This is a genomic window from Bradyrhizobium sp. ARR65, from assembly GCF_000472385.1.
Taxonomy (GTDB): domain Bacteria; phylum Pseudomonadota; class Alphaproteobacteria; order Rhizobiales; family Xanthobacteraceae; genus Bradyrhizobium.
In genome coordinates this window covers 84,409-110,943 of sequence record NZ_AWZU01000009.1, presented here as the reverse complement: position 1 = coordinate 110,943, position 26,535 = coordinate 84,409, and the positions used below count along the sequence as shown (strand labels likewise).

Below are 26,535 nucleotides of genomic sequence, written 5' to 3'. Positions count from 1 at the left end.
CCTATCCGTATCGTCATGCCCGGGCTCGTCCCGGGCATCCACGTCTTTCGCGCCGTGCGTCAAGGCGTGGACGGCCGGGCCAAGCCCGGCCATGACGGCGTCAACCCGGGGAACGATGAAATTCATCACGCGCATCTCACTGTCCGAGTCGCTCGATCAGCGCCGGCGCGTGCACCTGGTCGGCCTTGTAATTGCCGGTCAGGGTGTACATCACGATGTTGACGCCGGCGCGGAAGGCGAATTCGCGCTGCTTCGGCTCACCCGGTGTCAGCGGCAGCATCGGCTGCCCGTCCGGCCGGATCGCCCAGGCGCCGGCAAGATCGTTCGAGGTGATGATGATCGGCGAGACGCCGTCACCGCCGCGCGCCGGACGCGACGCGGCATCCTCGTCCTCGTCATGCGGCAAGGCCTCGACCCAGGTCTGCCCGTTGGTAAAGCGTCCCGGAAAGTCGCGCAGCAGGTAGAACGTCTTAGTGAGCACATGCTCGCGCGGCACCGGCTCGAGCTCGGGCACATCGAGCGAGGAGAGAATGTCGCGCAGCGCCTGCATGCCCGGCGTCTGCGAGGCGCCGTTCTCGCCCGGCGGCGCGTCGATCGCATCGCGGGTGTCAAACAACACCGTGCCGCCCTGCTTCATATAGGCGTCGATCTTGTTGAGCGCGTCCTGCGGCGGCTTGGGCGCGCCGGGCACGATCGGCCAATAGATCAACGGGAAGAAAGCCAATTCATCGTGCGCAGGATCGACGCCGATGGGATCTCCAGCCTCGAGCGCGGTGCGCTGCGCGAGAAAAAGCGTGAGCCCGGCCATGCCGGCCTTTACGATGGAGTCCACGTCGGCATTGCCGGTGACGACATAGGCAAGCCGCGTCTGCGACACCGCCTTCATTGCGAAATCGTCGGCGCTTTCGGCGCGGATTGCCGACGGCATCAGCGTTCCCGCAAGAATCAGGCCGACGGCCAGCACTGTAGCGGCTGCGCGCCGCCGCACCAGGGCGGCCAGGCCGCCGCCGAGCAGGGCAACGATGATCGCGTCGAGCAGGAACAGAGCGAGCGAGGCCGAGAGCAAAATGCCCCGAAGGTCGCGCGGCTCGGCATTGGTGTAGGTGGCGCGCTGGGCATGCAACGGCGAGGTATCGAGCGCCGCGATGCGGTCGGCCGCGGCGAGCGTGTTCACCGCCAGCGGCCCTTCCGCCGGGCCGTAGAAGCCGGGAGGATGGTCCGGCGTCGCGCGGTCACGGTAATCGGCCGCCAGCGGCTTGGCCGTCGATGGCGGCGGGCCGAGCACGCCAAAGCCGTCGAGCGTGTGCAGCGGTGCCACGGTCTCCTTGCTGCCCTGGCTGGCGACGCCGGCGCCCGGAGTAGACGTATAGCCGGACATATCGACGATCCGCCTCAGCATCTCGACAAAGGTCCCCGACATCGGCAGGTCCGACCAGCGCATGTCGGCACTGACATGGAAAAGGCTGATGATGCCCTTGCCGCGGTGCTCGCCGGTGACGAGCGGGGTGCCATCCTCCAGCGAAGCCCAACTCTTGGTCGCGAGCACCGCGTCGGGTTCGGCCAGCACCTGACGGCTGACGGTGACGTCCTTGGGCACCGGAAGGCCGGCGAAAGGACCGTCGCCGGCGAAAGCCGTGAGGTGCTGGGGCTTCTCCCAGGTGAGGCTGCCGCCAAGCGTGCGGCCGCCGCGGCGCAGTTTGACCGGCACCAGATCGTCATCGCCTTGCGCAAGGCGAGGACCGGCGAAGCGCACCAGCACGCCGCCCTGATCGATCCAGGCGTTGAGGCGATCGCGCAGCTCCGGCGAGAGCGAGCCGACATCGGCCATGATGATCATCGGCACCTTCTGGTCGAGAAACTGCCCGATCGCCTGCTGCGGCGCGACGCCGCGATCGCCCAGCCGCACGTCGGCGAAGGGCGACAGCGCCCGGGCGAGATAGAAGGTCGGCGCTAACAGCGGCTGCGCGGTCTCGCTGGTCGCGCCGCTGACGATGCCAATCGCGCGGCGACGCCAACGCTTGTCGAGCAATTGCACCGCGCCTGCGGAGCGTTCACCGGCGATTTCGAGCCGCGCGATGTCGTTGCGCAATTCGACCGGAAGATCGAATGCGGCTTCGGTCTCGGGGGATTGGGGCGCAAAGGAGAAGCGTGCGTCGCCAATTGGCGAACCCTTGGAATCGAGCGCGCGCACGACACCGCTTGCGATGCCGGTATCGGTGCGCAGCACCTTCACCGTCATCTTGGCGGCGGCGTTTTCAGCGTCGGCGAGCGCAAGCGGCGATGGCGTGCCGCCCTGATAGATGGTCAAGGTGCGATCGGCGATGACTTTGCCCAGGCCTTCGACGAACTCCGCTCCGCGGCCGGTGTCGACGCCATCAGTCAGCCAGGCGATCTCCACGTCACCGGTTCCCTTGAGGAAACGATCGATCGCGGCGAGGGTGTCCACCCGTTCGACCGCATAGGGTTTCGGCGCAAGCTGCCGCAGCGCCACGCGCGCGGCGCCCGCCGGCATCAAGGTGATGTCGCGTGCGGGATCCGAGAGCGGCGCGAGCGCAACGCCGCGCCGGTCGTTATCGGCCTTGGCGATCAATTCATCGGCGGCCCTGATCCTCGCGTCCCAGCTCGATGCTGCGCTCCAGCCGTCATCCAGCAGGATCAGAAGCGGCGCCTTGCTGCCGGCAAGCCCGGCCTGCGGATTCCACACGGGACCCGCGGCCGCAAAAATCACCAGCGCGGCGGCGGCGAGTCGCAGTGCGGTCAGCCACCACGGTGTACGCGACGGCGTCTCTTCGCGAGGTGCAATGTCGAACAGCAGCCGGGTCGGCGGAAATTCGATGCGCCGGGGCCGCGGCGGCGTCACCCGCAGCACCCACCACAACACAGGCAGACTCAACAGGCCCGCGAGCAGCAGTGGCTCGGTAAAGGAGAGGGGCAGGCCAAACATCATGCACTCAGCCCCGCTTTAACATTGCTGCGCAAGCTGCCCTTGCCCACGGTCATGCCGTTGTGCAGGAACAGCAAGAGCTCGGCCGCCGAGCGATCGGTGGTGTGGGTCGAGAACAGCCAATCGAGCCGGCTGGTCTCGGCGCGAATCTGATCGCGGTGCAGCGCTACCCGTTCGACATAGTCGTTCATCCAGCTTTCCGCGCGTCCGGCGGTAATGACGCCGTGGCCTTCCGGTTCGACGAACTCGATGCGTCCGGAATAAGGGAAGCTTTCCTCTGCGGGATCGACGATCTGGACCAGCGCGCCATGCGCGCCCGAGGCCGACAGGCCCGCCAGCGTGTTGCGGATATCGGCGATCGGCGACCAGAAATCCGACAGCACCACGATCTCGGCGAGTGCCGATGGTACGAAAGAGGGCGGCAGGCTCATTCTCTCCGCACTGTCGTGCAGCATCGCTTGCGCCATCTTGTCGATGACGCCGCGGCTCGCGGTCGGATTCAGCAGGCCGGGAATGCCGACCCGTTCGCCGCCGGCAACCAGGAGTTCGGCAAGCGCGAAGGTGACAATCAGGGCACGTTCAAGCTTGCTGTCGCGCGCCTGTTTCGAGGCGAACGCCATGGACGGTGAGCGATCCGGCCAGATCCACACGGTGTGTGCGGCCTCCCACTCCTGCTCGCGGACATAGAGATGATCGTCGCGCGCGGACCTTCGCCAGTCGACATTTTGCGACGGCTCGCCGGAGATGAAGCGGCGATACTGCCAGAAGTTTTCACCGGTCCCGGCGCGACGCCGGCCGTGCAATCCATGAATCACATTGGCCGCGATGCGGCGGGCCTCAAGCACAAGACGCGGCAGCGATGCGGCGAGCGTTCGGCTCTCGCCATCGGCACGTCTGATTGCAGTGATCTCCCCCTTTGTCTGCTTGGTCGCTTCAGCCATCAACCAATCCGGGTCTTCAATTGCCGGATCACGTCCGGAATGGTGCGCCCCTCCGCCCGCGCCGAGAAGGTGAGTGCCATGCGGTGCTTGAGAATGGGTTCGGCGAGGTCAAGCACGTCATCGACCGAAGGCGCAAGCCGCCCGTCGAGCAGGGCGCGCGCGCGCACCGCCAGCATCAAGGATTGGCTGGCGCGCGGACCGGGCCCCCAGGCAATCAGCTTGCCGGCATCGCCGCCTTCCGGGCCTGGACGCGCTGAACGCACCAGCGACAGGATCGCTTCCACGACAGAATCGCCGACGGGCAGGCGGCGCACCAGCCGCTGTGCCGCGATCAGCGCGTCCGCCGTCATGGCGCCCTTGGCCAGCGTCTCCTCGGCGCCGGTGGTCTCGAACAGAATGCGGCGTTCGGCGTCGCGGTCCGGATAATCGACGTCGATTTCCATCAGGAAGCGGTCGAGCTGGGCTTCCGGCAAGGGATAGGTGCCCTCCTGCTCCAGCGGATTTTGCGTGGCCAGCACATGGAACGGCTTGGGCAGATCGTGGCGGGCGCCCGCAACCGTAATATGCTGCTCCTGCATTGCTTGCAGCAGCGCGGATTGTGTGCGCGGACTGGCGCGGTTGATTTCATCGGCCATCAAGAGCTGCGCAAATACCGGTCCTGCGATGAAGCGGAACGACCGCTTGCCCGAATTGCTTTCGTCCAGCACCTCGGCGCCGAGAATATCCGAGGGCATCAGGTCCGGCGTGAACTGAATGCGCTTTGCATCCAGACCGAGCGTGATGCCCAAAGTTTCGACCAGCTTGGTCTTGGCGAGGCCGGGTACGCCGATCAGAAGCGCATGGCCGCCGGACAAGATCGTCACCAGCGTGTTCTCGATGACGCGTTCCTGGCCAAAAATGACGGTGGAGATCGCTTCCTTGGCGGCACGGATCTGCCCCGAAACCTGTTCGGCCGAGCGGACGATCACGTCCTCCAGCTTTTCGACACTCTCCGCCATCCGCTTCGCTCCTTCTTGACGCGGCTCGCTTGCGCGCCATGCCAACAGACCATGCTACGAACAACCTTGCGCAAAGGCCATGTGTTCGTCGAGTTAAACTATCCCCACATTAAGGGGGTTTCGAGGTATTAACGGCATCACGATGTGGCGACCTGAACCCGCACTTTCCCCGGGAACTCGCCAGCTACTTACAACGTCTGGCTTGCAGCAATCGTGCCAAATCGTGAAGTAAAAATTTCAGGGCGAACCATGGCGAAGCAAGGGCAGAGCTCAAATCGAGGCCTGGATGGCCTCACGGCTGCGGCAAACGACGCTGCCAAGGCGGTCGCCGGAAAGGGCCTGCCTCCGCTCCATCTGTGGAATCCGCCGTTCTGCGGAGATATCGACATGCGAATCGCTGCCGACGGTACGTGGTTCTACATGGCCACGCCAATCGGCAGGCCGGCGCTGGTACGGCTGTTTTCCACCATCCTCAAGCGCGAGGGGGACAAGTATTTTCTGGTGACGCCGGTCGAGAAGGTGGGCATCCGCGTCGATGACGCGCCCTTCCTTGCGGTCGAAATGGTTAAGGAAGATCACGCGGACGGGCGGCGCTTGCGCTTTCGCACCAATGTGGATGATTGGGTTGATTGCGATTCCGCGCACAGGCTGCGGTTCGAGATGTCCCGCGACGGCGGGCTCACGCCCTATCTTCACATTCGTGCCGATCTCTGGGCCAAGGTCACGCGCGCGCTCTATTACGATCTGGTTGACATGGGCGAGGAGCGCATGATCGATGGTCGGCCGATGTTCGGGGTGGAATCCGCAGGCGAATTTTTCCCGATGGCCGATGCGGAACAGGTGAGGGCGGCGCTTTGAACGAGCCGATGCTGAAGACAACTCCGGTCGAGCTCAGCTCGACGGAGTTTTTCAACCGGGTGCGCGCGCGGCTTAGCTTCGACGTTCCTCGAAGCCTCGTCGACCCGAATATCATTCCGCAAAGCGGTGATGCCGGTACCGACCACATGCTCAAGGTCATCGCGCGCGAGCAGCCGATCCGGCCGGCGGCGGTGTTGATCCCGATCGTCGATCGCCCCGAGCCGACTGTGCTGCTGACGCAGCGCTCGCCAAACCTGGCCGACCACGCCGGCCAGATCTCGTTTCCGGGCGGCAAGATCGACGCGATCGATGCATCCCCCCGCGATACCGCGCTGCGCGAGGCGGAAGAAGAGGTCGGGCTCGACCGCAGCTTCATCGATCCGCTCGGCTATCTCGAGGTCTACGGCACGAGCTTCGGATTTCGCATCCTGCCGACGGTGGCGCGCGTAAAACCCGGTTTTGCGCTCACCATCAACCATGCGGAGGTCGACGACGCCTTCGAGGTGCCGCTGTCCTTCCTGATGAATCCCAAGAATCATCAGCTTCACAGTAAGGAATTCCGCGGCGTGGAGCGCACTTACTACGCCATGCCGTTCGCCGAGCGGTATATATGGGGCGCCACCGCGGGCATCCTGCGGGTGCTCTACGAGCGGATCTATTTGCCATGATCCGGCAGGCAGCGACCGAGATAGGGATTTTCCTCATTCCCTTCGCGGTCTATGCGCTGTTTCTGATCGCCACCCGCTCCGGCCTGCTGGTTCCGGCCTTGTGGCCACTTCACCTTGTGGCGAGACTCGTGCTTGGATCATTGCTTCTGGTCATTCTAAGCTTCATCATGCTTGCTAATTTTTCCGGCGCGCCGCCAAATTCCACCTACATCCCCGCCCATATCGAGAACGGCAAATTGGTCCCCGGAGTGGAGAAATGAGTCCTGCTCGGGTGCTGGACGCGCCCTGGCTCAAATCCGGTCCCGCTGTCCGCGTGCTGGGCCTCTTGAACGGTGATGGCGAGGAAGCGCGCGTGGTCGGCGGCGCAGTGCGTAACGCGCTGCTCGGCATTCCGACCGGCGATATCGATATCGCGACCACGGCCCTGCCGAACGAGGTGATCCGCCGCGCCAAGGCGGCCGGCATCAAGAGCGTGCCGACGGGGATCGAGCACGGCACGGTGACGCTGGTGGTGGATGCGCATCCCTTCGAGATCACCACGCTGCGCGAGGACACCGAAACCTTCGGCCGCAAGGCCAAGGTCGCGTTCGGTCGTGACTGGGTGGGCGATGCGCACCGGCGCGATTTCACCATCAACGCGCTCTCCATCGATCTTGCGGGCGTGGTGTACGATTATGTCGGCGGATTGCCCGATATCGCCGAACGGCGGGTGCGCTTCATCGGCGATCCTGCGCAGCGGATCGAGGAGGATTACCTGCGTATCCTTCGCTTCTTCCGCATTCATGCCGCGTTCGGCGCGGGCGAGGTGGACCGCGCCGGCTATCTCGCCTGCATCGCCGCGCGCGCAGGGCTTGCCACGCTTTCGGCAGAGCGCGTGCGGATGGAGATCATGAAGCTGTTGGTCGCGGACGGTGCCGTCGGCGCGGTGACGGCGATGGCGGAGGGCGGTTTCCTGCAGGCGATATTTGGCGGCGTCGCCTATACCGGGCCGTTCGCGTCGATGATTGCCGCCGAACGTGAGCTTGGTCTGGCGGCGGATGCAATCCGTCGGCTCGCGGCGCTTGCGGTTGCCGTCACCGAGGACGCGCGGCGCCTGGCGACGCGCTTGCGCCTGAGTAGTGCCGAAGCCAAGCGGCTCGATTCCATGGGCCATCGCTGGTGGCGGCTGGCAGCGATGGACGAGGCGAGGGCGAAGCGTCGGCTCTACCGCCTGGGCGAAGAGGCGTATCGCGATCGTCTGCTGCTCGCGTGGGCGCGGGCCGGCGGCAACACCGATCCCACGCCGTGGCGGAATTTTGCAACGCTGCCGCGGCGATGGGAGGCGCCGAAATTTCCGTTGAAAGCCGCCGATTTCATCGCCCGCGGCATTGCCCAAGGTCCTGCGCTCGGACATGTGCTCACGCTGGCCGAAGATGCCTGGCTGGCCGCCGATTTTCCGCTCGATCCGGCTTCGCTTGCGTCCATCGTCGACCAGACGGTTGCCCGCCTCACCCGCGACAGGCCGTGAATTGATTTTCCCCGCGTCGTTCCGGGGCGCGAAGCGAACCCAAACCTCGAGATTCCGGGTTCGGCCGCTGCGCGCCCGCCCCGGAATGACCCTCAACCCTTACGGCCACTTCACCTCGGGAGGCATTGAGGAGAGGATGGAATCGATATTGCCGCCGGTCTTGAGCCCAAACAGCGTGCCGCGATCGTAGAGGAGATTGAACTCGACATAGCGGCCGCGCCGGATCAATTGCTCCTCACGCTCGGCGTCTGTCCACGGTGTGTTGAAGTTGGCGCGCACCAGCTGCGGATAGACTTGCAAAAAGGCGCGGCCGACGTCCTGGGTGAAGGCGAAATCGGCATCCCAGTCGCCGGAATCGTGATGATCGTAAAAGATGCCGCCGATGCCGCGTGGCTCCTTGCGATGCGGCAGGTAGAAATACTCATCACACCACTTCTTATACTTTTCGTAGGGCGCAATTCTCGCATGGGCATCGCAGGCCGATCGCATCGCGGCGTGGAACGCAATCGTGTCGGGATCCTCCTGGGTGCGCCGGCTGTTCAGTACCGGCGTGAGATCGGCGCCGCCGCCGAACCAGCTCTTGGTCGTGACGATGAAGCGCGTGTTCATGTGCACGGCGGGAATATGGGGACTGCGCATATGCGCGATCAGCGAAATGCCGGAAGCCCAGAAGCGCGGGTCCTCGGAAGCGCCGGGAATTTGGCTGCGGAATTCCGGGGCGAACTCGCCGAACACGGTCGAGCAGTGCACGCCGACCTTCTCAAACAGGCGGCCATGCATCATCGACATCACGCCGCCTCCGCCCGGAACGGCGCTGTGGTCGGTGCGCTGCCAGGGCGTGCGCACGAAACGTCCGGCGCCACCGGGAAACAGCGCGGCTGGCGCCTCGTCCTCGAGCTTTTCGAAGGCAGCGCAGATTTCGTCGCGCAGCATTTCGAACCAAGCCTTGGCGCGTGCTTTGCGCGCTTCGATATCTGATGAGTCCATCGTTCGCCTATGTCGTGAAGGATGATCTGCGCGCTCTCGATCCGATTCCAAAAGGCCTATCTGATCCCAAGGGCCTTGTGCGTTTGCAGGCTGAGCCGCCATTGCGGATGCTTAAGGCAATAGGCAATTGCGCGCGCGGTATTTTCCGCAACGTCCGGGCCGTCCATCGGCTGCAGCGAGAACCGTTCGAAGGCGAGATCGGCAAAAGCCTCCGGCTCGGCGCCGGCCTGCGGGTACACCAGCTTCAGTTCGTGGCCTTGTCGTTGCACGAGCCTCGTGCCCGCTTTCGGGCTGACGCAAATCCAGTCCAGCCCTGGCGGAGCCTCGACCGTGCCGTTGGTCTCGACGGCGATCGCGAAGGCGCGCTCATGGAGCGCCGCGATGAGGGGCGCATCCACCTGCAGCAGCGGTTCGCCTCCGGTCAACACGACGTAGCGATCCCGGTCATCTCCCTTCCATTGCGCGGCAATCATGTCGGCGAGTTCGGCCCCTGAGGCGTAGCGGCCGCCCAAAGTGCCATCCGTGCCGACGAAATCGGTGTCGCAAAATTGGCAGGTGGCGCTGGCGCGATCCTCTTCCCGGCCGCTCCAGAGATTGCAGCCGGCGAATCGGCAAAATACTGCCGCGCGTCCGGTGTGGGCGCCTTCGCCCTGCAGCGTCAGGAAGATTTCCTTGACGGCGTAACTCACTCGATCGCTCCTTACGGTTTGGAGCGGGTCTGCCGCAGCGCTTCGCCGATGGCCATTGCGGCCGCCATCGCGACATTGAGCGAGCGCAAGGTTGGCTTGATCGGGATCTTGAGCCGCGCATCCGCCTTCGCGGCGACGGTCTCCGGCACACCCGCGGTTTCGCGGCCGAACATCAGGATATCCCCCTCTCTGTAACGAAAATCGAGGTATGAGGTTGCCCCCTTGGTGGTGAACAGCAGCAGCCGGTGTCCCGCGTTACGGCGCCAGTCATCGAATTTGTCCCAGGAATCGTGGCGCATCAGCTTCACATGCTCCAGATAATCCATTCCCGCCCGGCGGAAAGTCCGATCGGATACGGCAAATCCGGCCGGCTCGATGATATGAGCGTTCACATCGAGGCACGCGCAGAGCCGAAGTATTGTTCCCGTGTTCGGGGGGATGTCGGGCTGAAAAAGCGCAATCTGCATCCGATGCTGCCTCGAGGGATTGCGCGAGCGCAATGAGCCGCGCGCGGAATTCGTGCATTGCACGCTTATGGGCCGATAGCGGGCTTGCGCTATTCCGGCAAGGGTGCCAATAGAACGATTCTGGACCGCCACTTTGGCCTGCTTGGCTGAAATCAAACGACGGTCCTCTGCCGCCGCGGGGGTCGCGGGCGCCGGCAGCCTTTCCGGCCATGTTTTGGCGTCCGGGGCGGTTCCACCGGCTGCAGGTAAGAAAGGGTGTGGAAACGTGACGACAGCGTCTTCGGCGGACCAACCGACACGCCGTGATTTCCTTTTTGTTGCAACCGGAGCGGCCGCAGCGGTCGGTACAGTGGCCACGCTCTGGCCGTTCATTGACCAGATGAATCCGGACGCATCCACGATTGCCGCCGGCGCGCCGATCGAGGTTGATCTCACCCCGATCGCCGAAGGGCAGGACATCAAGGTCTTCTGGCGCGGCAAGCCGATCTACATCATGAACCGCACCAAGAAGCAGATCGAGGAGGCGAGGAGCGTCCCGGTCGCCAGTCTCAAGGATCCGGCGACAGACGAATCCCGGATCAAGTCGGGCCATGACCAATGGCTGGTCGTGATCGGCATCTGCACCCATCTCGGCTGTATCCCGATCGCCCATGAGGGCAACTACGACGGGTTCTTCTGCCCCTGCCACGGATCGCAATACGACTCTTCGGGACGCATTCGCCAGGGGCCTGCGCCCGCCAATCTGGCGGTGCCGCCCTATCAGTTTGTCTCCGATACCAAAATCCAGATTGGCTAAGGCCTCGGACTGAGTCCGGGAGCCTGCGCCCGTCGTATTGCCCTATTCCTCAGGATCGCAACATGAGCGGACCCTCCGATTACCAGCCTAGCCATCCGGCGCTGAAGTGGATTGAACGGCGCCTGCCCATCATGGGCTTCATCCATTCCTCGTTTGTCGCCTACCCGACGCCGCGCAACCTGAACTATTGGTGGACGTTCGGCGCCATCCTCTCTTTCATGCTGGCGGCGCAGATCGTCACCGGCGTGATCCTCGCGATGCACTACACGCCAGAAGCGACGATGGCTTTCCGCTCGGTCGAACTGATCGTGCGCGACGTCAATTACGGCTGGCTGTTGCGCAACATGCATGCCGCCGGCGCATCGATGTTCTTCTTCGCGGTCTATGTCCACATGTTCCGCGGCCTCTATTACGGATCATACAAGGAGCCGCGCGAGGTGCTGTGGATCCTCGGCGTCATCATCTATCTCCTGATGATGGCCACCGGCTTCATGGGATACGTGCTGCCTTGGGGCCAGATGAGCTTCTGGGGCGCCACCGTGATCACCAACCTGTTCTCGGCCATTCCCTATGTCGGCGACAGCATCGTCACGCTGCTGTGGGGCGGCTATTCGGTCGGCAACCCGACTCTGAACCGCTTCTTCTCACTGCACTACCTGCTGCCGTTCCTGATCGCTGGCGTGGTCGTGCTGCACGTCTGGGCGCTGCATGTCGCGGGCCAGGGTAATCCGGCCGGCGTCGAGCCGAAGACCGAGAAGGACACAGTGCCGTTCACGCCTTACGCCACGATCAAGGACCTGTTCGGCGTATCCGTGTTCCTGCTGCTGTTCTCCTGGTTCATCTTTTACATGCCGAACTATCTCGGCGACGCCGACAACTACATCCCGGCCAATCCCGGCGTGACGCCCGCGCATATCGTACCCGAATGGTATTATCTGCCGTTCTACGCGATCCTGCGCTCGATCCCGAACAAGCTCGCGGGCGTCATTGCGATGTTCTCGGCGATCCTCGTGCTGGTCTTCCTGCCCTGGCTCGACACCGCCAAGACCCGCTCCTGCAAATACCGTCCGCTGGCCAAGCAGTTCTTCTGGATCTTCGTGATCGTTTGCATCCTGCTCGGCTACCTCGGCTCGCAGCCGCCGGAGGGCATCTACGTGATCGCCGGCCGCGTTCTCACTGTATGCTATTTCGCCTATTTCCTGATCTTGATGCCGCTATTGTCCCGGATCGAGAAGCCGCGGCCGCTGCCGAACTCGATTGCCGATGACGTGCTGGCCAAGACGGGCAGCAAGGTGACCCCGATGGTCTCCACCGTCATCGCCCTGATGGTTGCGGGCGGATTGTTCGCCGGCAGCGTGCAAAGCGCCCGGGCCGAGGACGAGACGCCGCCCTCGCAGAAATGGTCGTTCGCCGGCCCATTCGGCAAGTACGACCGCGCCGCGCTGCAGCGCGGCTTGAAGGTCTACAAGGAGGTCTGCTCCAACTGCCACGCGCTGTCCTATATCGCGTTCCGCAATCTCGGCGATCCCGGTGGCCCCGGCTATTCGGAGGCACAGGTCAAGGCGTTCGCGGCCGAATACAAGATCAAGGACGGCCCGAACGATCAGGGCGACATGTTCGAGCGGCCGGGCCGGCCGGCCGACTACTTTCCGTCGCCCTTCCCGAACGAGCAAGCGGCGCGTGCAGCCAACGGCGGCGCTGCGCCTCCCGACCTGTCGCTGATTGCCAAGGCGCGTTCTTATGAACGCGGATTCCCCTGGTTCATCTTCGACTTCTTCACCCAGTTCCAGGAACAGGGCCCGAACTATATCGTCGGGATCCTGACGGGATTTGAGGACACTCCGCCGGCAGGTGTCACCATTCCGGAAGGCTCGTATTACAACAAGTACTTTCCCGGGCACGCCATCAAGATGCCGAAGCCTCTCTCCGACGGCCAAGTCACCTTCGATGACGGTTCGCCCGCGACCGTCCAGCAATACGCGCACGACGTCGCAACCTTCCTGATGTGGGCGGCCGAGCCACATATGGAGGAGCGCAAGCAGCTTGGAATGCAGGTGTTCGTCTTCCTGGTCATCTTCTGCGGGTTGATGTATTTCACCAAGAAGAAGGTCTGGGCCGACGCTCACTGAACTGGCCTCCACCGAACAATGCAAAGCCCCCGATAAACCGGGGGCTTTCTCGTTTGGGGCACTGTCATCCCCGGGGCGATCCGGCAGCATCGAACCTGGAATCTCAAGATTTCCGGGTTCGCACTTCGTGCGCCCCGGAATGAAGGAGCGGGGACTGGCCAGCGCGCTTGCAGCGGCGGACAGCCGCGGTCAGAATAGTAGCAATCCCCTCAAAGAGTCCTCGGAGGAATCATGGGTACGATCATCACCTTCAAACGGCCGGATGGAAAAGAGGCATCCGGCTATCTCGCCAATGCGGCGCGCGGCAACGCACCCGGCGTGGTGGTGATACAGGAATGGTGGGGTCTCCAGGACCAAATCAAGGGCCTGTGCGATCGTTTCGCGCTGGCCGGTTTCGACGCGCTGGCGCCCGATCTCTACAAAGGCAAGGTGGTGCCGTATCACGACACGGATGCCGCGGGCAAAGAGATGAACTCGCTCGATTTCATGGACGCCACCACGCAGACGGTGCGCGGCGCCGCGCAATATCTGTCGCGCAACGGCGCCAAGGTGGGCCTGACCGGCTTCTGCCTCGGCGGCGCCGTCACCATCATTGGCGCGACCAAGATCCCGGAGCTCGCGGCGGGCGTGGTGTTCTATGGCATCCCCCCGGAGCAGGCGGCAAAGCCCGCGGACGTCAAAATTCCGTTGCAGGCGCATTTCGCCAACAGGGACGACTGGTGCACGCCGCAGGTGGTGGACGCATTCGAGAAGGCCATGAAGGCCGCCGGCAAGTCACTCGAACTGTACCGCTATGATGCCGAGCACGCCTTTGTGAACGAGCAGCGACAATCGGTGCACGACCGCGAAGCCGCCGAGCTTGCCTGGGGTCGCGCGATCGAATTTTTCAAAAAGCATCTGGGGTGAATTTCGCCGTCGTCCCGGCCAAGCGACTTGTCCGCCGTAGCTCGAAAAGCGAAGGCGGAAGCGCGAGCCGGGACCCATGCCGCGGAATCTATCGATAGGCACAATGGCCGATCGGCTTCTTCCTAGTTTCCGCCCGTGGTTATGGGCCCCCGCTTTCGCGGGGACGCCCGGAAGGGGCCGCCTGCCCTTGACGCCGCCCCGTCGCCGTGGTGTCTAGAGACCATGAGCACCGTCTTCCGCCCCTCCGGTCTTTGGTGGCCCACCCTGTAAAAGGTGGCCGGTGCGATTTCCGTAGATTTTGATCGTCGAAGGCCGCCATCGCAGTGCGGCGGCCCTTCCTCTGTCCTGTGTGGCGTTCCCTCGGCAAGTTTCGTAAGAGGATCACATGAACAGGACAGTTTTCTCGTTAGCCGAACGCAGCGAATACCGCACACGCGGCGGCCTTTTGGTCACACGCGTGGCGGAGCATTTTTCCGGCGGGGCGAGCCGGCTCGACGCGCTGATCGACTTGCTCGACCGCCGCCGCGGGGTAGTGCTGTCCTCGGGCACCACCGTGCCAGGCCGCTATGAGAGCTTTGACCTCGGCTTTTCCGATCCGCCGCTGGCGCTGGAAACCAGGGGCGTGGATTTCACACTCATCGCGCTGAACGGGCGCGGCGAAGTGCTGATCAGTTTTCTGAGCAACGCCTTGCGCGAGCGCTGTGTTGTCGTGACCGAAAAGACGCCTTCGCGCCTGGCCGGCCACATCGTCCGCGGCGCGGCGCCGGTCGAAGAAGACCAGCGCACGCGGCGCGCGAGCGTGATGTCGCTGGTTCGGGACCTCATTGCGAGCTTTGCCGCAAACGACGATCCGTTGCTCGGCCTGTTCGGCGCCTTCGCCTATGATCTCGTCTTCCAGATCGAGGATCTCGTGCAGAAGCGTCCGCGCGAGGCCGACCAGCGCGATATCGTGCTCTATGTGCCGGACCGGCTGTTGGCTTATGATCGCGCGACCGCGCATGGCGTGATCTTGAGTTACGATTTTGCCTTCGACGGCAAATCGACGGCGGGTCTGCCACGCGAGACTGCCGAAAGCGTCTACGCAAAGATCCCGCGTCAGGGATTTTCCGATCACGCGCCCGGCGAATACCAGGCCACGGTCGAGATCGCGCGCGCGGCCTTTGCGCGCGGCGATCTGTTCGAGGCCGTGCCCGGCCAGCTCTTTGGCGAGCCCTGCGAGCGTTCGCCCGCCGAAGTGTTTCAGCGGCTGTGCCGCATCAATCCATCGCCCTACGGCGCGCTGATGAATCTTGGTGAGGGTGAGTTCCTGGTTTCGGCTTCGCCGGAAATGTTCGTCCGCTCCGATGGACGGCGGGTCGAGACCTGCCCGATCTCCGGTACGATTGCGCGGGGCGTGGATGCAATCGGCGATGCCGAGCAGATCCGGCAGCTCTTGAACTCGGAGAAGGACGAGTTCGAGCTCAACATGTGCACCGATGTCGACCGCAACGACAAGGCGCGGGTCTGTGTGCCCGGTACCATCAAGGTTTTGGCGCGGCGGCAGATCGAGACCTACTCGAAACTGTTTCACACCGTCGACCACGTCGAAGGCATGCTGCGGCCTGGCTTTGATTCACTCGACGCCTTCCTCACTCACGCCTGGGCAGTGACGGTGACCGGTGCGCCCAAGCTATGGGCGATGCAGTTTGTCGAGGATCATGAGCGTTCGCCCCGGCGCTGGTACGCCGGCGCGATCGGCTGCGTCAATTTCGACGGCAGCATCAACACCGGGCTCACCATCCGCACCATCCGCATGAAGGACGGGCTGGCCGAGGTGCGGGTCGGTGCCACCTGTTTGTTTGACTCCGATCCGGCGGCCGAGGACCGCGAATGCCAGGTCAAGGCCGCGGCGCTGTTCCAGGCGCTGCGCGGCGATCCACCGAAGCCGCTGTCGAGCACGGCGCCGGATGCCACCGGAAGCGGCAAGCAGGTGCTTCTGATCGATCATGACGACAGTTTTGTGCATATGCTGGCCGACTATTTCCGTCAGGTCGGCGCCACCGTCACCGTGGTCCGGTATGTGCATGCGCGCGACATGCTGAAGCAGCGCAAATGGGATCTTTTGGTGCTGTCCCCCGGTCCGGGCCGGCCGGAGGATTTCAAGATTTCAGGCACGCTCGAGGTGGCGATCGAGAAAAAGCTGCCGGTGTTCGGCGTCTGCTTGGGCTTGCAGGCGATCGGCGAATATTTTGGCGGTCAGCTCGGCCAGCTTGCGCAGCCCGCGCATGGCCGCCCCTCTCGGGTCCAGGTGCGCGGCGGCCGGCTGATGCGGGGTCTTCCCAACGAGATCGTGATCGGCCGTTATCACTCGCTTTATGTCGAGCGCGATAGCATGCCCGAGGTGCTGACCGTTACCGCCACCACCGAGGACGGCGTTGCGATGGCGATCGAGCACAAGAGCCTACCGGTGGGCGGCGTGCAGTTTCACCCGGAGTCGCTGATGTCGCTTGGAGGCGAGATAGGCTTGCGGATCGTCGAAAACGCGTTTCGGCTGAACGAGGCGATGAATTGAGCGCGGATTGGTGTAAGAGTTCCACTCCGTCATTCCGGGGCGATGCGCAAGCATCGAACCGGAATATCGAGATTCCGGGTTCGCGCTTACACGCGCCCCGGAATGACGGCGCATGAGAAAGAGACGACAATGACCTTTGACCACGATCTGAAGGCGGCCGTTCGCACCATTCCGGACTATCCCAAGCCCGGCATCCTGTTTCGCGACATCACCACCTTGCTGGCCGATGCGCGCGCCTTCCGCCGCGCCGTCGACGAATTGGTGCATCCCTGGGCCGGATCGAAGATCGACAAGGTCGCCGGAATCGAGGCGCGCGGCTTCATCTTGGGCGGAGCGGTGGCGCATCAGCTCTCGGCAGGCTTCGTGCCGATCCGCAAGAAAGGCAAGCTGCCGCACACCACCGTGCGCATCGCCTATTCGCTGGAATACGGCATCGACGAAATGGAGATGCATGCGGACGCCGTCCATCCGGGCGAGCGCGTGATCCTGGTCGACGATCTGATCGCGACCGGCGGCACCGCGGAAGGCGCGGTCAAGCTCTTGCGCCAGATCGGGGCCAATGTCGTGGCCGCCTGCTTCATCATCGATCTGCCGGATCTCGGCGGCGCGGCAAAGCTGCGGGCGATGGACGTGCCGGTGCGTACGCTGATGGCCTTCGAGGGGCATTGAGATCGTCGACAGACGTAGGCTAAAGCATGACGAGGAAATGGAGGTTCGGTAATTGCCCCGGAGTTCACCTCTCGCTCCGGGAGGGGTGAACCGAGTCCGCGGCTCGGACCGATTCAAGAAAAATCATCATGCTTTAGCTCAGCCAACTTGCGGCTTTGCGAGTGGCGCTTTGCTGAAGACGAAATTGTTATAGTAGTCCTTCTCCTTCCAAAACCACTCGCTGTCAGCCCGCTGGTGTACGGCAGCGTCGAACGCCGACAGCGGGAGCAGGTGATGGCCGGCGACGAAGCTGCCGCTGTAGCCGAGTGACTCCAGGTAGGCGAAAACGTCCTGCACGCTTTTGCCTTCCAAGTGCCGGTTCTCGCACTCAAACAGGAGAAGCGGTGAGTGCTCGCGGAGGATGCGCTCGGCGCCCTTGAAGACATCGAGCTCCGCGCCCTCGACGTCGACCTTGAGCAGCGCGATGCGTTGGTCTGCACGAAAATAATCGTCGAGCCGGACGGTCGGGACCGAGACCGTCTCGACATTCCCGGCATCCCTGACCTTGCCGAGGAGGGATGCACTCTGCAAATGGGCTTTCGGGACGAACAGATCGGCCGTTCCGGAGCGGGAAAACACCGCCTTGGGCTCGACCTTGACTTGGTCGAGCGCAAGATTCCGGCAGAGTGCGGCAAGTGAGGCCGCAAACCAGGGCTGGGGCTCGAAGGCGACGACCAGGCCGCCTTTGCACCAGCGCGACAGCCAGAACACGAAACTCCCTTTATTCGCTCCGATATCGCAAACGATGTCGGTCGAACGAACGTGTTGTCGAATCAGATCGAACTCGAGCCTTTGGTCGAGAAAGCGCGCTTTTAATCCGCGGATCAGGAAGTGTCGGCTGTCCCGTCTCAGCCATGACAAGGGGTTTCGCACGCTGGACAATGCTTTCAACGATCCCAAAGCGACAGATACCTACGACTGCTGCAGGATCAGGCTCAATTCCAGCTCGCGGAAGCTGAAATAGTTGCGCCGGATCCATTGGTGCAGTTCGGTGGAGGAATCCTTTTCGTGCCGCAGATAGTCGGTGAACGAGAAGGTCAGCCGGTCGATATAGGTCTTCAGAAACACCGGCAAGGCGCTGATGCGCTGCACCCGCCCGGCGGTAAAGGTCTCCGGCAGTTCCCCGCGTACGATATATTCGTTGTCGACGACGATGAGGCGCGTGGCCGGAATCTGCCGAACCAGCATCTGGTGTCCGCGCGTCGAGGCGCGGTCGGTATCCGCCGCGAACAGGATGATCGGCCGCACATTGCGCCGTGCCGCCTCCTTCAGAAATCCGATCTCCTCCGACATCTTGAAGAACTCGTCGAAGGCGTGGAAACCGAGGTCGATGACCTTGGCAATGCCGTCGTCCAAAATGACGCGGTCCATTAGCTGCATCTTGCCGAAGGTATCATCGATTTCCGCCGTCTCGGTGATGCTCGGCAGGTAGTCCAGCAGCGACGGCTCTTTCAGGTTGACGTCGAAGGCAAGCACCGCCCCGTTCTTCAGCAGCAGGAACTCGCTCAAGAGGCGCGCAAGCAGGGTCTTGCCGACCTGCGGTCGGGGCGAGCAGATGATGTAGACCGGGGTTGCGGGCATTTCCCGCTATATCAGGCGAAATTCGTGCCTATTCCAGCCGATTCGGATCAGGATGCCGAAATTATTTTTCGCCCCCGCGCGCACCGACTTTGCTGCCGACAATGTCGGTTAGCTTGATGCGGTCGAACTCGCTCCAGACATTGGCGAGCCAATGGCGGACGTAGCCGCGCAGCACGAAAGAATAGTTCGCAGCCTCGTCGCGAGTGCCCTTGTTGGCGACGAATTTGAGGAACGGGACGGAGGCCACCTCGACCTGCTCGTAGGCCATTTCGTTCAGCTTCGGAATGGTCAGCTCGGTCGCGTCCTTGATGCGGTGGAAGTAGGAATTGTAGGTCGACTGGTCCCACTCGAAGAAGCTGGTGTTGTTGATGAAATTCTTCACCAGGAAGTACTTCGCGCCGCTCATGAAATTGGCGGTTTCCGCGATCTCTTCGAGCGAGGCGATCGAGGGTCCCAATATATGGAACACGGCAAAGGTGATTTGCCCGGCTTTGGCCGCGTCGAGAAAGCCGATATCGCGCAACGAGGCCAACGCGGGTGACAGGAGGCCGGCGCGCACGTCGATCACGGTGACCGAGGGGCTCACCGTATTGAGCGTATCGAAAATCTTCATCTGGTCCGCCGTCGACGTCATGTCGACGATTTCGGTGATATCGGGGTGAAACCGCTTCAGGGTGCCGCGCGGCGCCTCGGTATCGAAGGCACGCGTCGGCACGTTGTTGGCGCTGAAATAGTCAAGCACCGTCCGCGACACCGTGGTCTTGCCGACCCCGCCCTTGTCCGCACCCACCACGATCACTGCCGGCTTTGCCATGTGCCACCCTCAAAAAAGACGCCCCGATCGAGACGATCGATCCACTATTCCCGGTACCTGCTTTTGGGCGCGAACATGGCAGAAACAAGGGAGAATTCAATTCATCGCAGCGCCGTTTCTGCCATTCGCGCCGAATTTGTTGTTTAGAATATGATCCGGGCCGAAGAGCCAGGTCAGCGCGGGCGGGCAGCGGTTTATCTGAAAAGATCATGCCCCTCTAATGGGATAGAGCGGAGACAACCTGATGAAAAGTTGTCGTGTCTCAAAGGGAGCTTGCTCCGCGGCCTAATGCTGTCCCCAGGGGCCGGTTGGATTCTCGGCCGGGTCGCCCCATGGCCTGTGCGAGGGCGCAGGCCCATTCGCGGAATTGTCGGGACTTCCCCAGGGACCGGATGATGAGGCGGGCGATGGCAGGGGAGTGCCTTCGCGCTGATTCGCTTCGCCGCCTTCCGCCTCTGACGGCGTCGGCAAGGCGAGCGGGCCGATATAGTGCCCGCCGGCATATCGAACCAGCGCCTGCACCCGGGCCTCGACCGACGGGTGAGTGGCGAACAGGTCGGCAAAGCCCTCGCGCGGGTTGTCGACGCACAGTTCCATGACCGCCGAGGTCGCGCCGGGAAGCTCGCCGCGTCCCTCGATCTTGCGCAGCGCCGAGATCATCGCATCGGGATTTTTGGTCAGTTCGACCGATCCGGCATCCGCCAGATATTCCCGTGAGCGCGAGAGTGCGAGCCGGACCAGTTGCGACAACGCCCAGGCGAGCACGATCAGCACCACCGCAAGGATGATGATCAGGATGGCGCCGCCGCCCGAACTTCTTCGCTCGCTGCCGCTGCCGGAGTCCGAGGAGGAATCCGAAGACGAGCCGCGGCGGTAGCTCCAGCCATAATTGCCGAAATTGAAGAAGAGGCGGAAGAACAATTCGGCGAAAAAGCCGACCACGCCAGCGATGATCACGGCGACCACCATCATCTGCACGTCGCCGTTCCTGATGTGCGTGAGCTCGTGGCCGAGCACCGCCTCGATCTCGTCATTGTTCAGGGCATTGAGCAGGCCCGTGGTGACGGTGACGGCGTATTGCCTCTGGTTGAGCCCGGTCGCGTAGGCGTTCAGCACCTCGCTGTCGATGATCTTCAGCTTTGGCATCGGAATGCCGCGGGAGACGCAGAGATTTTCCAACAGATTGTAAAGTCGCGGCTGCTCCTTCCGCGTCACGTCCGTCCCGCCGGTGACCGCGTCGATGATGGATTGGTGGAAGAAATAGGCGATCACGATCCACAACGCCGCCGCGCCGGTGGAATAGGGCAGCGACCAGATCAGGTCGCGCAGCGCGGCACGCAGATAATAGTCGGCCGGCGCGCCGGCATAGTCGAGCACCTCGACGATCAGCGCGCCGGCATAGACGATCACATACACAAGCAGGAACAGGCCCGCGAGCAGCAGCATCGAACGGGTCTTGTTCGCGGCGATGTGCGTATAGAGGCCGTAGGCAGCCACTATCCGCCCCCGTCATTCCGGGGTGCGTCGAAGGCGCGAACCCGGAATCTCGAGATTCCGGGTTCGATGCTTCGCATCGCCCCGGAATGACACGAGTGATTTGGCATGCTCCTGCGCATCTGGGTGGATTCTTAGAACTTCACGCTCGGCGCAACCTCGACTTCCGCGCGGCTGGCGCCGAGGTCGAAAAAGTCTTTGCGCGTGAAGCCGAACATGCCGGCAAACAGCGCCGCCGGCATCTGCTGGATCCCGGTGTTGTATTCCTGGACCGCGTTGTTGAAAAAGCGCCTGCTCGCGGCGATCTTGTTTTCCAGATCCGACAACTCGCCCGCCAATTGCTGGAAGTTCGTGTTGGCCTTGAGGTCCGGATACGCTTCTGACAGCGCGATCAGCCGGCCGAGCGCGCCGGTGAGCTGGGTTTCCGCCGCAGAGACCTGGGCCGGCCCCTGCGCCGACATCGCCATGTTGCGCGCCTTGATGACCTCGTCGAGCGTGCCGCGCTCATGCGCCGCATAGCCTTTCACCGTCTCGACCAGGTTCGGGATCAGGTCGTGGCGTTGCTTCAACTGCACGTCGATATCGGCGAAGGCCTGGTCGACACGCTGCCTCAGCGCGACCAGGCGGTTATAGGCGCCGAAGGCGAACAGCACGAGAATGACGATGATGCCGAGGACGATCCAGCCGGACGACATGGAAATGGCTCCTGAAAGAACAACAAAGCGCAGCTTAACGAAATCGGGCGCGTGCAACAGCGGCGAGGTGGGTATCCCCTTGGTCGCGCGCAAGGCGGGCCGAGTTCAATGCTTAAACCACTGAATTGGTTAACTTTCGTCCATGACGGCCTCGCCCCAGCGCCAACGCCGGGCGCGCGCGTAGGCCACCTTGTCGCGGCGCGGCACCTTTGCGAGCACGAGGCCATTGGCGGCGCAAAGCTTGGCGGAGACCTCGACCTTGCTCAGCGACGGCTGCGCCAGCACGCGCGCGCGGGCGGAGATGATCGGCTTGCGCGTCACCGCGACGTAGGAAAATTTCTCGTCCTCGAAGGGCAGTTCGGCGCCTTTGACTTCCTTGTGTGCGCGCGACCGCGCCAGGCGCTGGGCAAAGTGACACCAGTCGGGAGGCGTTAGCGGGCAGGCCGAATCGTGCGGGCAGGGTGCGGCCACGTGGGCGCCGCGCGCGATCAGTTGCTGTCGCGCGCCAATGATGCGCGCGTAGCCGGCGGGGGTGCCAGGCTCGACGATGAGGAGCGTGTCGGTGGTCTTGCTCCACATCAGCCTCGTGAGTTCGTTGCGGTCCGCATCGCTGAGTTCGCCGATCACATAGCTTGCGATGACGAGGTCGGCCACGTCGGTCTGCGTAAGTCCGGTTCGCGCGTCACTTGAGGAGTAGGTCCATTCGTTCAGGCGAGGAAACTGGCGGGCCAATTCGAGCGCCAGCGCACGCAGGGTCTCGTTGCGATCGAGCAGCACGAAGCGCTCAAGCGAAGCAAACACTTCCGCCGCGGCAAAGCTCCCCGTTCCCGGTCCGGCGCCGATGTCGAGCAGTGTCCGCGGCGAAAAATCCGGCCTGATCTCCGACAATGCGTTCAGGCTCGCAACGACGGCTGCATAGGTCGCCGGCATGCGCGCCAATGCGTAGGCGAGCGCGTCGGCTTCGGTTCGGATCGTGCCCGAGCCGCCGCCGTCGCGATACGTCCTGGAGATCGCGCTGGCGCGCGCGGCCGCGTCGCTGCGCGAGAGTCCTTCGAGCTTGACGTCAAGCGCAGCCTTGAGTGCAGCGGGAAGGGTGGGAGGAAGCATGCTGTCGTCCTCGGTCATTCCGGGGCGCGCGTCAGCGCGAACCCGGAATCTCGAGATTCCGGGTTCGATGCTTCGCATCGCCCCGGGACGACCATCAAACTCCTACGCCACGTTCTGGTCGAGGATCTTCGTCGCCTGTTCGAGGTTGACCGACACGAGCTGCGAGACGCCGCGTTCTGCCATCGTCACACCATACAGGCGATTCATCCGCGCCATCGTGATCGGGTTGTGGGTGATGATGATGAAGCGCGTCTCGGTCGAGCCCGTCATCTCGTGCAAGAGGTTGCAGAAGCGCTCGACGTTGTGGTCATCGAGCGGCGCGTCGACCTCGTCCAGCACGCAGATCGGCGAGGGGTTGGTCAGGAACACTGCAAAGATCAGCGACAGGGCGGTGAGCGCCTGCTCGCCGCCGGAGAGCAGGGACAGCGACTGCGGCTTCTTGCCGGGCGGCTTGGCGATGATTTCAAGGCCCGCTTCCAGGGGATCATCGCTCTCGATCAGATGCAGCGCAGCTTCGCCGCCGCCGAACAGCTCGACGAACAGCCGCTTGAACTGGTTGTTGACGGACTCGAACGAAGCCAATAGCCGTTCGCGCGCCTCGCGATTGAGGCTCTGGATGCCCTGACGCAGCCGCTTGATGGCTTCGACCAGATCGTCACGCTCGGTGGTCAGTGCTGTATGCTGGGTTTCGACCTCGCCCAGCTCTTCTTCGGCGCGCAGGTTCACGGCGCCCAAACGCTCGCGGTCGCGGCGCAGCTTTTCGAGATTTTCCTCGATCTCGGCGAGCGGCGGCAGTTCGGCGTTGGGCTCGATCTCGGCAAGGCCGGCCACCGCCTGCGGCTCGATTTCCAGCATGTCGTGGATTTCGCGCTCGATATCGGCAAGCCGGCGCTTGGCGCCTTCCATCCGTTCTTCGGCGCGGGCGGTCGCTTCGCGCGCGGTCGACAGCGCCTCCAGCGAGACCTTCGCGGCACGGTCGGTCTCCGCCATGGCGGCTTCGGCCGCGGCGAGCGCGTCGGCGGCAACGCGGCGCTCATTCTCGGCGAATTCAATCTCGCTGATGAGTGCACTGCGCTTTTGGGCAAAGAACTCGGGCGCGTTCTCAAGCTCGGCGCGCTCGGCCGTCACCTCGGTGATGCGAGCCTCGATGGTCTCGATCTGCGAGGCGGCGCTCGCCTTGCGATTCTGCCATTCATTGCGCTCGGCGAGGATCGCCTGCACGCGGCGGTCGGCCAGCTCGGCCTCGCGTGCCAAGGCTTGTGCCTCGGCCCGCACCTGCGCGGCAAGCCGGCGATGGCCCTCGATTTCGGCGCGGACGGCGGCGAGCTTTTGCTCGGTCTCGACGCTCGGGGGCAATTCGTCGAGCGCTGCGGTGGCGTTTTGATGCGCGGCATAGGCCTCGGTGAGATCGGCTTCCAGGCGGCTGCGCGCCTCCGACAACGCCGATTTGCGCGCGGCGTGGCGGTTGATCTCGCGCTCGGCCGTCGCGTGGCGCTCGCGCGTTGCATCGGCTTCGCGCTGCGCGGCGCGCCAGGCTTCACGCGCGGCGCTCTCGGCGGCCGCGGCGGCCCGCAGTTCCGCTTCGGCCGTTTCCAGAGCCTGGCGCTTGGCAGCGGCATCGTTGCGCGCCTGCTCCAGCTCGTTCTCGATATCGACCAGCCGCGCCCGTTCCGCAAGACGCCGCGCCGCACCTGTCGGCGCATGCGCTGCTGCCACAAAGCCGTCCCAGCGCCAGACGTCACCTTCGACCGACACCAGCCGCTGGCCGACTTTGAGCTGCGATGCCAATTCCGCGCCGCGCTCCTTCGATACGACGCCGATCTGCGCCAGTCGGCGCGCCAATTCCGGCGGCGCCTGCACGCGTGCGGCGAGCGGCTCGACGCCCTCGGGTAGGACGGGGTCCTCGCCGCTCGCGCCCGCCAGCGTCCAGTGCATCGGCGCGGACGCATCGACCGGCGCGTCGAGATCGTCGCCGAGCACGGCGCCGAGCGCTTTCTCAAAACCCTTGTCGACGGTGACGCCGTCGATGATCGGCGGCCAAAGGTTTTTGGTCGCGCTGGTCACGAGCTTGGCGATGGTACGTGCCTCGGTCTCGAGGCGCTGCACCCGTTTCTCCGCCTCGGAGAGCGGGGCGCGTGAGGCCTCCAGCGTCTGCCGTGCGGCTGCATGCGCGGTTTCGCTGGCCTGTGCGGCCATTTCCGCCTGCAGACGGTTTTCCTGCGCGCTCTCCATCGCCGCGGCCAGCGTCTCCAGATCGCCGAAGCCGCCGGTCTCCACCGCGAGCTTTTCTTCCTCGCGCTGAACGTTAGCGATCTCCTGATCGAGCCGCGCCAGGCGGTCGCGATGGCTGCGCACGCTCGCCTCGAGCTGGTTGCGCTGAGCGGTGAGGTCGGCGAGCGCGGTGGTCAGCTCGGCGAACTGACGCTCCCATTCGGCGAGCGTCGCTTCGGCTTCGGCCACGCGTTCATCGACGCCGCTGCGCCGTTCGACGCGCGACTTGATCTCTTCTTTGAGTTCGGCGTCCTCGGTCTCCAGCCGCTGGAGGGCGACGTCGGCATCCGACGTCTGCTGCTGCTCGCGGGCGATGTCACCGGCAAACTGCGTGAGCCGGCGATCGAGTTCGGCGACCCGTTCCTTGGCACGCTCTTCCTCGCGGTCGAGCATGTCGCGGGCCGTCGTCAGGCGTTGCAAGCCCGCAGCCGCGCGAGCCTCGGCCTCGCGCAGGCCCGGCAGTTCGGAGGCGCGGATCGCCTGAATGCGCGCCGCCTCGGCCTGTTCGCGGGTGCGCTCGGCCATGTCGCGGACCGTAATGTCGTGATTCTGCGCGGCGTCATTGACATCGGCATGAGCCTGCAGCCAGCGCAGGTGATAGAGTGTTGCCTCCGCCTTGCGCACCTTGGCGGCGACCTCGCGGTAGCGAATCGCCTGGCGCGCCTGCTTTTTCAAGCCGTCCATCTGGCCGGCAAGCTGGCCGATCACGTCCTCGACGCGGGTGAGATTGGTTTCCGCCGCCTTCAGGCGCAGTTCCGCCTCATGCCGGCGGGCATGCAGGCCGGCGACGCCGGCGGCGTCTTCCAGCACGCGGCGGCGCTGTTCCGGTTTGGCCTGGATGATCTCGCCGATCTTGCCCTGGTGCACGAGGGCCGGCGATCGCGCGCCGGTTGCCGCATCCGCAAACAGGAGCTGCACGTCGCGGGCGCGGACATCGCGGCCGTTGATGCGATAGACGGAACCCGCCTCGCGCTCGATACGACGGGAGATTTCCAGGAGCTGGCTGTCGTTCACGGCGGCCGGCGCCGTGCGATCGGAATTGTCGATCGTCATCACCACTTCGGCGTGGTTGCGCGCCGGGCGATTGCCGGAACCGGAAAAGATCACCGCGTCCATGTCGGCGGCGCGCAGCGACTTGTGTGAGGTCTCGCCCATTGCCCAGCGCAACGCTTCGACCAGGTTCGACTTGCCGCAGCCGTTCGGACCGACCACTCCGGTGAGGCCGGGCTCGATCACAAAATCGGTGGGTTCAACGAACGACTTGAAACCGTGGAGGCGAAGACGCGTGAGTTTCATAAAGGCGGATTCTCCTTCGGCAGGAAACGAATCTCCCTGCCGGGACAATACCATAGATGGCAATCTCGGTGTGGGAGATGCGCCTGATGCGCCACTTTAAGGTGGCGACAATGGCTGCGCCGCGCCTC

Annotated in this window: 22 protein-coding genes; 9 read left to right on the top strand and 13 right to left on the bottom strand. The window is 63.8% G+C overall.

Features of this window, described 5'->3' with window-relative positions:
- Nucleotides 1-136: 136 nt before the first annotated feature.
- Genes F758_RS0113040 through F758_RS0113030 form a run of 3 tightly spaced genes read right to left on the bottom strand, consistent with a single transcriptional unit; the run spans nt 137 to nt 4,883 of the window.
- Nucleotides 137-2,944, bottom strand: a complete 2,808-nt coding sequence (locus tag F758_RS0113040) for a DUF4159 domain-containing protein (protein ID WP_024508283.1) — start codon at nt 2,942-2,944, stop codon at nt 137-139.
- Nucleotides 2,944-3,885 carry a DUF58 domain-containing protein gene (locus tag F758_RS0113035; protein ID WP_024508282.1) on the bottom strand — a complete coding sequence of 314 codons (942 nt, stop codon included), beginning with the start codon at nt 3,883-3,885 and terminating at the stop codon, nt 2,944-2,946. The genes F758_RS0113040 and F758_RS0113035 overlap by 1 nt, the downstream gene beginning before the upstream one ends.
- Nucleotides 3,885-4,883, bottom strand: coding sequence for an AAA family ATPase (locus F758_RS0113030; protein WP_024508281.1), 999 nt, complete (start codon nt 4,881-4,883; stop codon nt 3,885-3,887). The genes F758_RS0113035 and F758_RS0113030 overlap by 1 nt, the downstream gene beginning before the upstream one ends.
- A 249-nt stretch (nt 4,884-5,132) precedes the next feature.
- Here F758_RS0113030 and F758_RS0113025 point away from each other — a divergent pair, with 249 nt between their 5' ends.
- The 4 genes from F758_RS0113025 to F758_RS0113010 are packed head-to-tail and all read left to right on the top strand — an operon-like array spanning nt 5,133 to nt 7,916.
- Nucleotides 5,133-5,741, top strand: coding sequence for a DUF1285 domain-containing protein (locus tag F758_RS0113025; RefSeq protein ID WP_024508280.1), 609 nt, complete (start codon nt 5,133-5,135; stop codon nt 5,739-5,741).
- A gap of 8 nt (nt 5,742-5,749) precedes the next feature.
- On the top strand, nt 5,750-6,409 hold the full coding sequence (locus F758_RS0113020) for a CoA pyrophosphatase (RefSeq protein WP_502689141.1): 660 nt from the start codon (nt 5,750-5,752) through the stop codon (nt 6,407-6,409).
- Nucleotides 6,406-6,669: a DUF6111 family protein gene (locus F758_RS0113015; RefSeq protein ID WP_024508278.1), complete on the top strand. Its 264-nt coding sequence runs from the start codon at nt 6,406-6,408 to the stop codon at nt 6,667-6,669. The genes F758_RS0113020 and F758_RS0113015 overlap by 4 nt, the downstream gene beginning before the upstream one ends.
- Nucleotides 6,666-7,916 carry a CCA tRNA nucleotidyltransferase gene (locus F758_RS0113010; protein ID WP_024508277.1) on the top strand — a complete coding sequence of 417 codons (1,251 nt, stop codon included), beginning with the start codon at nt 6,666-6,668 and terminating at the stop codon, nt 7,914-7,916. Before F758_RS0113015 ends, F758_RS0113010 begins: the two co-directional genes overlap by 4 nt.
- 99 nt (nt 7,917-8,015) lie before the next feature.
- Here F758_RS0113010 and hemF read toward each other — a convergent pair whose 3' ends face one another.
- From hemF to F758_RS0112995, 3 genes are read right to left on the bottom strand one after another with little or no spacing between them, the layout of a single operon-like run.
- Entirely contained in the window at nt 8,016-8,903 is an 888-nt protein-coding gene (gene hemF, locus F758_RS0113005) for an oxygen-dependent coproporphyrinogen oxidase (protein WP_024508276.1), read from the bottom strand.
- Nucleotides 8,904-8,959: 56 nt separating this feature from the next.
- Nucleotides 8,960-9,592, bottom strand: a complete 633-nt coding sequence (gene queE / locus F758_RS0113000; protein WP_024508275.1) for a 7-carboxy-7-deazaguanine synthase — start codon at nt 9,590-9,592, stop codon at nt 8,960-8,962.
- An 11-nt stretch (nt 9,593-9,603) separates the two neighbouring features.
- Nucleotides 9,604-10,059, bottom strand: coding sequence for a tRNA (cytidine(34)-2'-O)-methyltransferase (locus F758_RS0112995; RefSeq protein WP_024508274.1), 456 nt, complete (start codon nt 10,057-10,059; stop codon nt 9,604-9,606).
- Between the two features lie 265 nt (nt 10,060-10,324).
- Here F758_RS0112995 and petA point away from each other — a divergent pair, with 265 nt between their 5' ends.
- From petA to F758_RS0112970, 5 genes are all read left to right on the top strand, one after another.
- Nucleotides 10,325-10,855, top strand: coding sequence for a ubiquinol-cytochrome c reductase iron-sulfur subunit (petA, locus tag F758_RS0112990; protein ID WP_084305312.1), 531 nt, complete (start codon nt 10,325-10,327; stop codon nt 10,853-10,855).
- 62 nt (nt 10,856-10,917) lie between these two features.
- Complete coding sequence (locus F758_RS0112985; RefSeq protein WP_024508272.1) at nt 10,918-12,984, top strand: cytochrome c1; 2,067 nt, start codon at nt 10,918-10,920, stop codon at nt 12,982-12,984.
- A 231-nt stretch (nt 12,985-13,215) separates the two neighbouring features.
- Nucleotides 13,216-13,890, top strand: coding sequence for a dienelactone hydrolase family protein (locus tag F758_RS0112980; RefSeq protein ID WP_024508271.1), 675 nt, complete (start codon nt 13,216-13,218; stop codon nt 13,888-13,890).
- Nucleotides 13,891-14,275: 385 nt separating this feature from the next.
- Complete coding sequence (locus tag F758_RS0112975; protein WP_024508270.1) at nt 14,276-16,441, top strand: anthranilate synthase component I; 2,166 nt, start codon at nt 14,276-14,278, stop codon at nt 16,439-16,441.
- Between the two features lie 129 nt (nt 16,442-16,570).
- Nucleotides 16,571-17,110, top strand: coding sequence for an adenine phosphoribosyltransferase (locus F758_RS0112970; protein WP_024508269.1), 540 nt, complete (start codon nt 16,571-16,573; stop codon nt 17,108-17,110).
- A 138-nt stretch (nt 17,111-17,248) separates the two neighbouring features.
- On the opposite strand, the gene F758_RS0112965 is transcribed toward F758_RS0112970, so the two are convergent.
- The 7 genes from F758_RS0112965 to smc all read right to left on the bottom strand — a co-directional run bounded on the left by F758_RS0112965 (nt 17,249) and on the right by smc (nt 26,407).
- Entirely contained in the window at nt 17,249-18,022 is a 774-nt protein-coding gene (locus tag F758_RS0112965) for an FkbM family methyltransferase (protein ID WP_349542686.1), read from the bottom strand.
- Nucleotides 18,023-18,061: 39 nt separating this feature from the next.
- On the bottom strand, nt 18,062-18,730 hold the full coding sequence (locus F758_RS0112960; RefSeq protein WP_024508267.1) for a hypothetical protein: 669 nt from the start codon (nt 18,728-18,730) through the stop codon (nt 18,062-18,064).
- Nucleotides 18,731-18,791: 61 nt separating this feature from the next.
- A complete protein-coding gene (locus F758_RS0112955; RefSeq protein ID WP_024508266.1) occupies nt 18,792-19,544 on the bottom strand; it encodes a P-loop NTPase family protein in 753 nt (250 codons plus the stop codon).
- A 285-nt stretch (nt 19,545-19,829) separates the two neighbouring features.
- Nucleotides 19,830-21,041, bottom strand: a complete 1,212-nt coding sequence (locus F758_RS0112950; protein ID WP_024508265.1) for a M48 family metallopeptidase — start codon at nt 21,039-21,041, stop codon at nt 19,830-19,832.
- Between the two features lie 131 nt (nt 21,042-21,172).
- On the bottom strand, nt 21,173-21,733 hold the full coding sequence (locus tag F758_RS0112945) for a LemA family protein (protein WP_024508264.1): 561 nt from the start codon (nt 21,731-21,733) through the stop codon (nt 21,173-21,175).
- A gap of 129 nt (nt 21,734-21,862) precedes the next feature.
- Nucleotides 21,863-22,840: a small ribosomal subunit Rsm22 family protein gene (locus F758_RS0112940; RefSeq protein WP_024508263.1), complete on the bottom strand. Its 978-nt coding sequence runs from the start codon at nt 22,838-22,840 to the stop codon at nt 21,863-21,865.
- A gap of 102 nt (nt 22,841-22,942) precedes the next feature.
- Nucleotides 22,943-26,407, bottom strand: coding sequence for a chromosome segregation protein SMC (gene smc, locus F758_RS0112935; protein WP_024508262.1), 3,465 nt, complete (start codon nt 26,405-26,407; stop codon nt 22,943-22,945).
- Nucleotides 26,408-26,535 lie beyond the last annotated feature (128 nt).